Here is a 12,978-nt window from a genome sequence, read left to right on the forward strand (position 1 = left end):
TATAAAGATTTCTGAACTAATTTCGTTAATAGTGGCTGGCACTCTTATTTGTTGGATTTGTTAAAAGGTATCTTTTACTCTAGTTGCACTAACGAGCAGGTTAGTTACAGTAGAAGAGTTTATAATTGGTCAAGGCTAATTTTGAAATTAAGTTATTCAGGTGTTTTAATTGTGCTAAAATTCATATAAGTAGTTACGTGATGAAAACTTATGATAAATCTACATCCCCCAGATTTATCCGATTTATGAAAGGAGTAAAGTTTTAAATGAACAGTCCAATTTGATATATCCCTAATAAATCAAAATTCAATTTGAAATATTAGGGGGATTTATTATGAAATTGAATAGAAATTTTTCTTTATTATTGTTCGGTCAGTCTCTTGCTAATATAGGCGATGTACTATATATGGTAAGCGTTATTAGTGTGATATGTTTATTGCTAGCATGTTAACACCTCTCTTAATTGGAAGAGTAAATCTAAAATGGTTAATGGCTGGTTCACAAATTGGAAAAACTATTTTGCTTATTATGCTAGGGTTTATGTTAATTGATGTAACGACTTCTAACTATTTTTTAATCTTTTTATTTATAGGATTGATTGGCTTTCTTGATGGTTGTGCAACTCCAATAAGACAGACATTGATTCCGTACTATGTTAGGCCTGAACATTTAATTCAAGCTAATGGTATTGCTGAAACGGTTACACAAATTATTCAAGCAGTAATGTGGTTCGTGGGTAGTTTGTTTTTAATTATTCTAAGTTCGCAACAACTTATTTGGTTAGTTGGATGTTTGTTTGTTGTATCAAGTATCTTGTTATGTCTTTTAGAAAATGTAAGACATCAAACAACTGAGTCAAAAGGCAAGCTAGAACAGATTAAAGAAGGGTGTGAAACTTTATCTAACACCCCTGTATTGAGAAGGATTGCTTGGATAGACTTTTTCGAAACCATTGCAGGGACGGTATGGATTGCAGCTATTTTATTGGTCTTTGTCAGCGATGCTTTAATACTTGATGAAATTTGGTGGGGATTTATTAATGGTGCTTTCTTTTTGGGCTTGATCTTAGGAAGCATTTATTGTATTAAATATTCCTCTTTTATTGAAAAAAAATTAGGTACCTTTATTTTTCTTGGCTCTTTTGGAGGTTGTCTTGTTTCAATATTGTTTAGTCTGAATAGTATTCCTATCGTAGCTTTACTTTTGTCTCTTTGTGTAGGACTTTTCGGACAAATAAAAAATATTCCGCAACAAACAGTTATACAAACCAGTGTATCAAAAGAACAGTTGGCAACTGTTTATACCTCATTAGGAGCTATTGGGACGGGAATCTTTGGTGTTGGTTCTCTTTTTATGGGACTATTAGCAGATTTGTTAGGGATTAGAATTGTATTCGTTATTTCAGGGCTATTTCTTGCAATAGTAAGCACAATTGTTTATAAAAATAAGCAATTGTTTGTTAGAAATGTTATGAAACAATAAAATTATGAAGGAAGGATTTAGTTAACTACAAAATCCTCTCTTTTTTGTAAAAAATGGAATTATATAGATTGTGAAGTTTTCTACTTAAACTATAGGGTGCTTTAGTGAAATAAGATAATACAAAAAAAGGTTTAGAGTTATTTTCAACTTTAAGCCTTTTTTGTATTAGCACCGATAGTTTAACAAGAAGAAATAAATATTATTTAAGTAATTTCTGAACGAAGTTCGATTTCCAAATCCCAAGACCTATCAAAGCACCAAGCGTATTAAGAATGAAATCATCTATATCAAAACTACCCCTTCTTGTAACTAATTGTATAACTTCTATAAAGAATAACAATATAATCATTGAAATAGTAAATATGCTGACTTTATTTATTTTAACAATGAAAAATGGAAGAAAAATACCCATTGGCACAAACATAAATAAATTACCAACAAGGTTTTTGATAGGAATACTAATATTCATACTGCCATCAAATATCGCCTGAATATATGTACTGATTGTTTTAAATGGAACAAAATTTGAAGAACTCTTTATATATTCTATCAACGATAAGTCTGTCCATAGATAACCTCTAATTCCTACAAACATAACTCCCACAAACAACAGCATTACCAATGCTAATAAATAAAACAGAAAACTGATACCAAAAATCACTTTTATTATTTTTTTCATTTACTCCTCAACCTGTCTTTCTTCGTAGAGTAAAAACATCTTTTCACAAACTTTCCTTTATCTACACTATCATTTAATATAAATATCCCATAACCTTCGTGATTGCACCACAATTCACTCACGAAATCACAAAGAATTCACACGCCCTCCAATAATTATTTTAATTCTTGTGTTTTACTATGTGAATTAGGACGAAATGAGCGACTGAAATTCGCCAAAATGTTGATGAATCAATAAAAAACGCACCGTGAATTATACTGTGAATTCCAGTGCGTTTTCCTATGTGGTTTACTATGTTTGCACCTCTGACATGAGATTGATTCCATTCCGTATTCTAACCCGTTACCAAAGCCCGATTTTGTGGATTAATCGTATATTACATTTTTTCCTTGTTCACTTAACTTTTTTAAAGATGTAAGCATATGATTTATTTCTTCGTCGGAATGTCTTTCCCATGAACTTAATTCGGCAATTATTTTCAAAGGAGATTTAGACCGATAAGAACGTGTTGGGTTTCCAGGAAATCTTTTGTCAGTTAAGTTCGGATCATTTTCAAAATCACCTAATGGTTCTACAATATAAATTCTTTCTTTTGATTTAGATTTTGCTAATTCAGCACCCCATTTAGCAGCATTCAATGTTGCAGTAAAATATATATAGTTAGATTTTTTATCTTGGTAGTTTGATAAGTATTGTGGTTCTAATAAATCCCCAATTTTTAGTTCTGCTTTAGTACCATGAAAAAAGGGACCATTATCTAAGACATCTTTTTTGTCATTCATACTGATACACCCCTGATATTTTTAGATTTATATCTAACAGTATAGTATGTTAATTTCAGAAAGAGTAGTCTATAAGTAACTTCACCTGATGTGTATGTTTAGTAATTGTTTCATAGGAGAGCCAGAGTTCAAGAAGGTTCTAACAGAGCAACTGCTGAAATGTAAAGGAATTATTAACTTAATTGATCCCTGAATAAATCAATAGACAAATTTCCTTTTGTCCCGATGACAGCATACGAGATGTCAAAAACAGCAAGGTTTCTTTTTTTGAGTTCAGCCATTAACCATTCTTCATCGTAGGTGTGTTTGGATAAGTTTTCGTATAAGACCTTCCCATCATAGACAAGCTCTATCGGTCCAGTTCCTGCTGAGGGTAGTAAAGGTAAATCCTGTTTGGTGGTATTTTGGTATTGGTTTTTTTTTAATACCGAGAGGGAGCCGTTTATTTCTAAAATGGCACACTCGACTTCTTCTATGTTGAAGATATCTTTGCCTCGCAAAGCTTGTTTAAGAGAATCTAGTGAGTACCCCATGCGCTTCATTGACTCTTCGAGAATTTGTCCTTCTTGAATTAAGGTAGCAGGTTCTCCAGCGATCCATTTCCCGAAGCGCGGATTTCGAACCGCAACAAGATTCAACATAAAAACGATGGTACCCATAATAATCATTGCAATGATAAAATACAGGAATTTAATTTTGATATTGAATGCTAGATTTCCTGCAATAGTCCCCATCGTAATGGAAGCGATATAAAGGTGATAAGTCCTCTGGGCAATCGTCTGTTTACCGAGTAGCTGGACAAATACCCATAAAAAAATAAAAGCAGTTAAGGTTCGAATGATGATTTCAACAGATCCTGACATCGCTATTTCTCCCTTACAAAAAATCCCGACCGTTCGATTGTGATAGTATGTTCTAACTGCAAGCCCTTTATTCCGTAATTAAAAATGGAAAAAGAAATGAAACCGTCTTTGAATGGGGAAATCCAGCGGTCTGAAAAACAAATTAATGAATTGGTATTTGAGCCAAAATGAGTAGTGGGTATTGATTTAGATGTTGATAACCTGGCAACTATCGTCGATAATACGGGGCAAAAGCTCCTGCTTATCAAGGGCGCATGGATGTTATTGATTGAAACCAATTTTAGTTTCGTCATTGCACATATCACCTAATGGAGAAAGGCTAACTATAAAAATAATTAAATAGGAATATAGCAAAGGAAATTTTACTATTTATTAAATATTGAAACTTTTTTATAATTTAGCCGTAATAAAACTATAGCCTTATAGAAAGAGGGGGACGGAATGGTTAATTTAAAAAGAATATATACAATCGTTGGTCTTGTTTTTTTAGTAGCAATCGTCGGTATTGTCGGGTTCACTACTTGGTATACGGTCGATGAAAGTGAGCAAGCCGTTATCATTACCTTTGGTCATGTTGAAGAAGGGATAACCGAACCTGGGTTACACTTTAAGCTTCCTTGGCCAATTCAATCCGTGGAAACGTTATCGAAAGAAACCTTTAGTCTGCAATTCGGTTATGAAGAGAAAGATGGAGAAGTAAAAGAGTTTCCAAATGAAACGAAAATGATTACGGGTGATGAAAATATCGTTTTAGCTGACTTAGTGGTCCAATGGAAAATAACCGACCCAGCCAAATATTTATTTAATGCTGAGAAGCCAGAAGAAATATTGTTTAATTCTACATCTGCATCGTTACGAAGTATTATCGGTAGTTCGAAAATTGATGACGCTTTAACCTCTGGAAAAGCTGAAATCGAAGCGGAGGTCCGGGATTTGTTATCCACGTTAGTAGAAAAATACGACATCGGGATTTCGATCCTTGCTGTCAAGCTACAGGATGTGGAATTGCCAAATGTCGAGGTAAGAAAAGCATTTACAAATGTAACAGATGCTCGTGAAACGATGAATACAAAGATTAATGAAGCAGGGAAATATCGAAACAAACGGACCAATGAAGCCAAGGGGGAAGTGGCAGCCATCAATTCAACAGCCCTAGGTGATAAAGCAGCAAGAATTGAAACCGCAAGAGGGGATATTGCCGTATTCAATAAGCTGTATGATGAATATCGTACGAATCCTGACATTACACGTCAGCGGCTTATTTTGGAAACGCTTGAACAGGTTCTTCCCAATGCTGAAATTTATATTATGAACGATGATGGAAATACGTTAAAATATTTCCCAATCCGACCTTTGGAAACCGAACAACCTAAGACAAAAGCGGAAGGAAGTGAAAAAAATGAGTAATGATAATGTAGTTAATTTTGACGGTCGGGGATTCAACTGGCGAAAATATACAAAAATAGGCATCTTTTTCGTCATCATACTTGTCCTCTTAGGAGTAATCCTTTTCAACCTCATTGTGGTTAAAGAAGGCGAATATAAAGTGATTCGGCAGTTTGGTGAAGTGGTTCGGATAGTGAAAACTCCAGGTTTAACCTATAAAGTTCCGTTCATACAAAGTGTCACGACTCTACCAAAATATCAAATGACATATGATGTTACCGAAGCTGAGATTAACACCAAGGATAAGAAACGGATGCTCATTGATAACTATGCAATTTGGAGAATTGAAGATCCGAAAAAGATGATCAGCAATGCTAGAACCGTTGAAAAAGCGGAATCCCGCATGGAAGAATTTATTTACTCCGTTGTTCGTTCAGAGCTTGGGCAGTTAAACTATGATGAAATTATTAATGATGAAAAATCTTCACGTGGTTCTTTAAATGATCGAATTACTGAAAAGGTGAATGATCTTCTCGGAAAAGATAATTATGGGATTGTCGTTACGGACGTAAGGATGAAGCGGACGGATCTTCCTGCGGAGAATGAACAGTCCGTATTCACGAGAATGATTTCTGAACGAGAATCGAAAGCACAGGAATATTTGTCAATGGGTGATGCAGAAAAGAATCGAATTGAGGCTGATACGGATCGCGAAGTGAAGGAATTGCTAGCAAAAGCAAAAGCTGAAGCAGAATCCATTCGTGCTGACGGGGAAGCTGAAGCAGCCAAAATCTATAATCAAGCTTTCTCAAGAGATCCAGCCTTTTATTCCATGTTCCGTACGTTAGAATCTTATAAAAAGACGATTAATGATGAGACGGTTATCGTCCTTCCTTCCGATTCTCCTTATGCACGTTTATTGATGGGATATACAGATTAATCATTTAAACCAGGAATATAAATAAATGGTCATGCCCTGCTAGTTGCTTCTATATAGCAGGGCATGTCCTGTATAGTAAGAAAAGGAGCTTTTGGGGTAATCGTTAATAGTATGGACACTACAAGAAGGGAGCGAGAAGGAGTGAATCGAATACGGATTGTTGCTTGTTTTTCATTGATATTTGCCTTTATGCTTATGCTGCTCCCAGTGGACAGTTCTGCGAAAGGGGAAGTTGTCTATGTTGTACCGATTGAAAAAACAGTTGAAAAGGGATTGTACGCCTTTTTGACAAGAGCCGTTGAAACCGCTGAGAATGAAAATGCCGACGTCATTATCTTTGAAATTAATACCCCTGGAGGAGTAGTTGATGCTGCTGCAGATATTGGCAAACTGCTTACTTCCACGAAGGTCAAGACAGTAGCTTTTATTAATAACCGAGCGTTATCGGCTGGTGCCTATATTTCATTAAATATGGATGAAATCTACATGGTGAAAGGAGCGACGATGGGTGCGGCTGCTATCATTGATCAGAACGGCAATACAGCTGGAAAGAAAGCGGAATCCTATTGGTTTGCCGAAATGAAAAACGCGGCAATGCATGCGGACCGGGATCCCATTTATGCACTGGCAATGGCCGATGAAAATGTTAATTTACCAGAGTACGGAGCCGAAAAAGGGAAATTATTAACATTAACCTCCGAACAGGCTGTAGAGGTTAAATACGCTGAAGGAATTGTTAACAATCTTGATGAGCTGCTTGAAACACTCGGATATACCGAAGCGGATGTACGACCACTTGAACTAAGCATGGCTGAAAAAATGGCCCGCTTTATCACGAATCCATTTGTTTATTCGATTTTACTAACGATTGGCATCGTTGGTCTCGTATTGGAATTATTCTCGCCAGGTTTCGGTGTGTTCGGGTTTACCGGAATTTCGGCATTGCTGCTGTTTTTTTATGGACATCTCGTCGCGGGACTTACGGGATATGAAACTCTTGTTCTATTTATTATCGGGATCGCCCTTATATTAGTAGAGCTTTTTATATCGGGTAGTATTGCAGGGTTCCTCGGTTTTGTGGCAATTATTGCAAGTTTATTCTTGGCAGCAGATAATCCAGTTCATATGGGAATATCCCTGCTTATAGCTATTGTCGTTTCCATCTTGATATCCATTGTATTGATCAAGGTTTTTGGTAAAAAACTGCAACTGGTTAAAAAACTCATTTTAACCGATTCCACGAATATAGAAAGCGGTTATATCGCTAATAAAAGCCGCTTAGAATTAATCGGACTGGTTGGGCATACGTTAACCATGCTGCGTCCATCTGGTACCATACTCATTGAAGACGAAAGGCTAGACGCTGTAAGTGAAGGTGAATTTATTGGCAAAGGATCCAAAGTAAAAGTAGTGAGGGCAGAAGGGGCCCGAATTATTGTTAGAGAAATACCAACTTTGGAGAAGGAGGAAAGATAGGAAGGGACCGATGTTGATTCTTTCAATGAAGCACTAAATGCCCTCCCAACGTGAATAAATAATTAGTGTAAATTACCATATTTTGAATACTTCTTATTATAAAAAATATGAAAATGAGGGCTGACCAAACAGGGGATTTTTACATTGTGTAGTAGTGTGTAAATATCTGATAAACCAGCGAGCTTTATTAATAAAATAAATTTGAGGTGCCTTTAATGAACTCACACAATCAATTGACGTTCAAAATAGGTTTTTGGTCATCTATTTTATTTGCATTATCAGGTGTAGGTTATGCAATTGGAATGGTAGCATTACTTCTTGCATTTCCCATTCCGCAATGGCGTGGAGTTAGCGAAACAATTGCCACTTTTAGTCAGTCATATATTAATTTTTACAGCCTCTGCCAAACAATGGCTTTTATATCAGCGCCTCTTTTTATCGTTATGCTTTGCTGTGTACACGAATATGCATCTAACGCTACTAAGATATTAACGAGAATCTCAATTTGTTTCGGAATTATTTTTGCGACTTTTTCAAGTATGAATTACTTTGTCCAATTTACTGCGGTTAGACTCAACATATTAAACGGTCAATTAGAAGGATTGGAACAATTTGTTCAATGGAATCCCACTTCCGCATTTTATTCACTTAATTTACTTGGTTGGACATTGTTCCTAGGGCTGTCCTCTTTCTTCATAGCCCCTATCTTTTTAAAAGAAAAGAAGGGGAACCTGATCAAGTGGGTGTTAATTTTAAACGGTATTACCTGTATTTTAGGGACTGTCTCGGTGGTTTTTGAAATAATGATCTATCTGGCTATTTATCCGCTGTTAATGACAGTTTTCATTACTACAGCTTCTGTTTTGGTCGGGATGGTTTTTAGAAGAAGGCTGTTGGAATAATGATGTATAATCCCTCTATTTCTTAGATCATAATGACACAAAGGAGGTTTACTATTGATTGATACTCAAAAAATTAAAGATGTAATTAGACATCGCTATCCATTTCTTTTAGTAGATAGAATTTTGGAATTAGAAGTGGGGAAAAGAGCAGTTGGAATTAAAAATGTGACAGGAATTGATGGTTTTATTAATGGGCACTTTCCTGATTATCCAGTTATGCCAGGGGTATTAATTGTAGAGACATTAGCTCAAGTAAGTGCCTTGGTAATGCTAACGAAAGAAGGAAACAAAGGACGATTAGGGCTTTTAGCAGGTATAGATAAATGTCGTTTCAAACAACAAGTAAGACCAGGAGACATACTCCGTCTCGAGGTTGAAATCACCCGTTTAAAAGGTCGTATCGGAAAAGGAAAAGGTATCGCTACTGTTGATGGAGAAGTAGTTTGCGAGGCAGAACTGATATTTGCATTAGGTGATTAATATACTGATTGGTTTTCAAAAAAGTAAATCTTAGATGAGTTCGATAGTGCACTAGATGAACAACGGAAGGTAAAAGTGTTTGATTTATATGTGAGCGAACTAAAACGAAAGCTTATTATTCTTACTCCAAAGTCACATGAAAATACGTATTTGGATCGATTTACAAAAGCATTCGTTGTCCAACATGATCCAACTATTCCTCAAAGTAAAGTAGTCGGGATAGTCAAAACAATGGTTTAAGGAATTGAGAAAATTAATAATTGAGTTAAAAATGCTGCAGTCTCTATTGGCTGCAGCATTTTTTTCTCACCTACAAGTTTTTGCTATAAGATTGCTTTTCCACTAGGTGCCAGATGCCTTGGTATGAAACCTGATACGGATGAATATAATTTAGTCATATTGTAAAACAAGTTCCTACTTGTGGGATAGGGAGGAAATGAAATTTGGAAAAGTTAAGGTTTAACCAACTAAAGGCTTTTGTAGAACTGGACTATAAGGGTAGACATGATTTAATTCCACAATTCCATTTCCAAGTAGAAGAGTTAAAATGGTTCATTGAACAAGCCGAAAAAGCTGAGTATTTTGAACGGTCATTAAGGACCATTGCAGAAGCCATGAATGAAAAGAAATCCATTGAATTGATTGAAATGGCAAGTAAGGCATTAAAAGAGTAATGTAAAAATTTCAAATAGCAGGTTGAGAATAGAAATTATCAATCTGCTATTTCTGTTGGGTTGTTAGATAAACCCCATGATTCGGAAATGAGGAGCATGAGATTAGATGAAGCTGTCCGAATAACCCCCTGATTCGGACAAGAGGAGAATGAAATCAGATAAAGCTGTCCGAATAACCCCCTGATTCGGACAAGAGGAACATGAAATCAGCGGAAGCTGTCCGAATGCTACTTTGATTTAGGCAAATTAAAATAGCAGAAACGAATTCAAGTTCAAATTGATCTGTTATTTTGATTACGAATATTTATGTTATTTGAAGGGCCTAATTTATATTTGCACCTCAAAAGAGAACACGCTAACTTAAACAAACAGGATCGCTTTTTCTTATAAGTGAGTACATAATTAACTATATATAAAACAAAGGATAATGGGGGGCTTTGCTTGGAAACAATCCACAATATGTTTAACCATTTACATTGGGCGAATTTACGAATTCTTGAAACCTTACAAAACGGTGAAGAGGAGAATAAGCAGGCAAATAATCTCTTCTCACATATTCTACATGCAGAAAATGTTTGGTTTACAAGATTAATAGGAAAAGATAGTGCACATTTACCAATCTGGGCAGAGGTTAGTTTAGAATCGTGTATAGAACTGGTTAATCAAAATCATCATAACTATACGGAATTACTTTCAAATTTATCCAATTTGGAGCTTGATCAACTTGTCACATATAATAATAGTAAAGGAACAAAGTTTCACCATTCACTAAGAGATATCTTAACCCATGTTGCTCTTCATGGTCAGTACCATCGAGGCCAGATTAACCAACTACTAAGAGCAGCAGACCTTGAACCTATTAATGTTGATTTTATTACTTTTAGAAGATGAGATAGTGAAGCTTTGATGAAGTAGATAATCTACCATGTTAAGTGTTAATCCATTTGAAGAATTAAAAAAGAATTATTCTTGGTTTTTCGAGTGTTGTTAGGATGAATGTCCAAGAACTAACCTGAAATTGAAAAAATCGTTTTAGAGTGCCAGGCTTACTATTCCAAGTCCTGGCTCTTTCTATTGGCTCCAGTATGGTAATTTTCAAATTGCTCACTATATGTTTCCTCTAGCCGGATCAACATTAACCAATTTTCAAGGATTCATACTAGCACTGATTACAGCCAATGAAATGTATCATTCTTGACATATTTATTACCACTGAATGACAAAAAGTGTACCAAAGAATGACAAACTATTTACCACTTCAAACCGTCTGGTGATAAAAGATAAAAAACATAGTTTTGAGAAATAAAAATGTTAAAGTTGTTATTCAAATTTGATGATTTTCAATAAGATCAGTCTTCCGCAAATAGGCCATTTATTTTAATAAGCTGTATATAAAACCACTTTTTTCACATCATCCGCACGTTTTGAGTACACATATCGATAAAAAAGTCAAAAAGCGACTTGACATTGGAGTCAACTCACATGATATTCTGAATTCATGGAAAAACTTTATTCTATACAAGAGGTTTCGCAGATACTGGGGATGTCCAAGGATACACTTCGTTATTATGACCGGATCGGGATCGTCGCGCCGTCCCGGGAACACAATCGGTACCGCAAATATTCGAGGGACGACCTAATAGACTTGATGAATATTCAGATCATGCGGTATGCGGACTTTTCTCTTGACGAAATCAAGGGGAAATTAGGTTTCCACAAGATGAAAAATATCGACTCCACTTACTGCGAAGAAGTTGCTGCGTTCCTCGATGCTAAGAACGTAGAAATGCGCAAGAAGATTACCCATCTGGAAAAGGTCTGTCAGCTGCTCAACATAGCAGCCGATACGTTAAGGGACTTTAATAACGAAAGCGACCAACGATTGGCAGAATTCGTCCGCGAGCTTTACAAGGATATCCGAAAGGATGAACTGGAAATTTCCGAGGAGGGTTGTGATCAACATCAAGGTTAGAAATTTTTATTATCTGATTGCAGGAGTTCTTGCGATACTTTTAGCCGTCACGCATGCATGGAACGGGCAATCTGCTGTGTTGCCGATGCTCGACATTAGGGCGATGTCCAAGGATACCCAGACGGTATTTACGTATGTTTGGCACATTATAACGGCGGAAAATCTGGTCTTCGGCATCGCATTCATTTTCATGTCATTCCAAAGTGAGCAATCGAAGACCCTGTTTGCCGCATGGATGATTGCTGCGATCCTGATCGTCCGACTGATTGTGATTCTTGGTGTAACTGCTATGTTTGACGTTTCTGCTCTTACGAATACTTTTATAGATTCGATTGCCATCGTAATCTATGTCGCCTTGATCATACTGGGCACAACTATAAAGAAAAAACAGTCCAGTGGTTAGCAGCTACATTAGCAGAGATGTCCGAATTGTCTTCCAACTCCTCAGAATCGCTCAAAGCTATATAGTAAGCAATCTCTGGTCATTCTTGATAAAACAACTTTATGATCCTACTTTTATCGTAGAATAATTCAATTGAATATATTAAGAGTGTGTTTTGATCAATCTTTTTTAAAAACACACTCTTTCTTTTTGTTCGTTTATCAAGATTAGTATTAATTTGATCAATCATTGCTCCAAAAATACAAAAGTTAGGTGTGCTAAATAGCACTTAATATAAGCACAAATCACCTCCTAAAGTGACTGCCGGTTAAAGAAATTTCATAAAAAATAACGCAGGAATGAATTATACAGTACAGCTCTATAAAGAGGGAGGTATGACTGTAATTCAAGTTTGTGAAATTACAAATTTGTCGAGGACCTCATTATACAGAAAGCCGTCGGAAGGGAACAAAGAATAATTCCTTATACCATTAAAGGGCCATTATCTGGAGTAAGAGTTTGCATAACACGGCACTTTTAATGATTCCCGTAATAACTACTCAGATATGTTGTACCCAATAACCTCTCAATGCTGAAATCCCCCTATTTTTCTTGATGATCCCCCTAAACAATTAGACTTAAATGGAATTTTCCTCTATCAATTTGATCAACCATTATTCCAAAGCAACACTTGCGCAAATTGTCTCTTTAGTTTGCAAATCGTAGAAAACACTTGACAACAGAAAAGAAGAGCTGGGATGCAGAAATGGGAGCGGCGATGCTTTGCGGTGTTGCTGGTAAGTATTGATAATACCACTATTGAAAACAGCGCAAGCTATAGTCATTCATGGATTCGAAATGGAGGATGATAGCTGAATTGTTGTTTAGGCAGGTGCGCAAGCACAGGATGCAGCTGATTATATCTTAGGAAAGGAAGGATTAGACGAAGAATAAAGAAAA

General features: G+C 36.0%; 13 protein-coding genes and 2 pseudogenes. 12 read left to right on the forward strand and 3 right to left on the reverse strand.

The window, feature by feature from the left end; all coding sequences use genetic code 11:
- Positions 1 to 429 precede the first annotated feature (429 nt).
- Positions 430 to 1,482, forward strand: a complete 1,053-nt coding sequence (locus BLR86_RS18680; RefSeq protein WP_368086801.1) for an MFS transporter — start codon at positions 430 to 432, stop codon at positions 1,480 to 1,482.
- Positions 1,483 to 1,681: 199 nt separating this feature from the next.
- On the opposite strand, the gene BLR86_RS18685 is transcribed toward BLR86_RS18680, so the two are convergent.
- From BLR86_RS18685 to BLR86_RS18695, 3 genes are all read right to left on the reverse strand, one after another.
- Complete coding sequence (locus tag BLR86_RS18685) at positions 1,682 to 2,161, reverse strand: VanZ family protein (protein WP_090764957.1); 480 nt, start codon at positions 2,159 to 2,161, stop codon at positions 1,682 to 1,684.
- Positions 2,162 to 2,526: 365 nt separating this feature from the next.
- On the reverse strand, positions 2,527 to 2,943 hold the full coding sequence (gene arr, locus BLR86_RS18690) for an NAD(+)--rifampin ADP-ribosyltransferase (protein WP_090764960.1): 417 nt from the start codon (positions 2,941 to 2,943) through the stop codon (positions 2,527 to 2,529).
- A gap of 173 nt (positions 2,944 to 3,116) precedes the next feature.
- Complete coding sequence (locus BLR86_RS18695; RefSeq protein ID WP_090764964.1) at positions 3,117 to 3,806, reverse strand: DUF421 domain-containing protein; 690 nt, start codon at positions 3,804 to 3,806, stop codon at positions 3,117 to 3,119.
- Positions 3,807 to 4,247: 441 nt separating this feature from the next.
- Here BLR86_RS18695 and hflK point away from each other — a divergent pair, with 441 nt between their 5' ends.
- From hflK to BLR86_RS18755, 11 genes and pseudogenes are all read left to right on the forward strand, one after another.
- A complete protein-coding gene (hflK, locus tag BLR86_RS18700; RefSeq protein ID WP_090764967.1) occupies positions 4,248 to 5,213 on the forward strand; it encodes an FtsH protease activity modulator HflK in 966 nt (321 codons plus the stop codon).
- Positions 5,206 to 6,132 (forward strand): protease modulator HflC, encoded by a 927-nt coding sequence (gene hflC / locus BLR86_RS18705; protein ID WP_090764970.1) that lies wholly within the window; start codon positions 5,206 to 5,208, stop codon positions 6,130 to 6,132. The genes hflK and hflC overlap by 8 nt, the downstream gene beginning before the upstream one ends.
- A 189-nt stretch (positions 6,133 to 6,321) precedes the next feature.
- A complete protein-coding gene (locus BLR86_RS18710) occupies positions 6,322 to 7,608 on the forward strand; it encodes an NfeD family protein (protein ID WP_254782380.1) in 1,287 nt (428 codons plus the stop codon).
- Between the two features lie 215 nt (positions 7,609 to 7,823).
- On the forward strand, positions 7,824 to 8,510 hold the full coding sequence (locus BLR86_RS18715; protein WP_090764976.1) for a hypothetical protein: 687 nt from the start codon (positions 7,824 to 7,826) through the stop codon (positions 8,508 to 8,510).
- Positions 8,511 to 8,564: 54 nt separating this feature from the next.
- Complete coding sequence (fabZ, locus tag BLR86_RS18720) at positions 8,565 to 8,990, forward strand: 3-hydroxyacyl-ACP dehydratase FabZ (RefSeq protein ID WP_090764980.1); 426 nt, start codon at positions 8,565 to 8,567, stop codon at positions 8,988 to 8,990.
- 27 nt (positions 8,991 to 9,017) lie between these two features.
- Positions 9,018 to 9,230, forward strand: a pseudogene (locus BLR86_RS18725) (hypothetical protein); the annotation flags it as partial.
- A gap of 203 nt (positions 9,231 to 9,433) precedes the next feature.
- Complete coding sequence (locus tag BLR86_RS18730; protein WP_090764983.1) at positions 9,434 to 9,664, forward strand: hypothetical protein; 231 nt, start codon at positions 9,434 to 9,436, stop codon at positions 9,662 to 9,664.
- A gap of 459 nt (positions 9,665 to 10,123) precedes the next feature.
- Complete coding sequence (locus BLR86_RS18735) at positions 10,124 to 10,555, forward strand: DinB family protein (protein WP_254782373.1); 432 nt, start codon at positions 10,124 to 10,126, stop codon at positions 10,553 to 10,555.
- Positions 10,556 to 11,162: 607 nt separating this feature from the next.
- A complete protein-coding gene (locus tag BLR86_RS18740; protein ID WP_090764989.1) occupies positions 11,163 to 11,636 on the forward strand; it encodes a MerR family transcriptional regulator in 474 nt (157 codons plus the stop codon).
- Positions 11,617 to 12,039, forward strand: coding sequence for a hypothetical protein (locus BLR86_RS18745; protein ID WP_175492961.1), 423 nt, complete (start codon positions 11,617 to 11,619; stop codon positions 12,037 to 12,039). Before BLR86_RS18740 ends, BLR86_RS18745 begins: the two co-directional genes overlap by 20 nt.
- A gap of 311 nt (positions 12,040 to 12,350) precedes the next feature.
- Positions 12,351 to 12,497, forward strand: a pseudogene (locus BLR86_RS18755) (helix-turn-helix domain-containing protein); the annotation flags it as partial.
- Between the last annotated feature and the right edge of the window lie 481 nt (positions 12,498 to 12,978).

It is taken from the genome of Bacillus sp. OK048 (assembly GCF_900103525.1).
Taxonomy (GTDB): Bacteria; Bacillota; Bacilli; order Bacillales; family Cytobacillaceae; genus Neobacillus.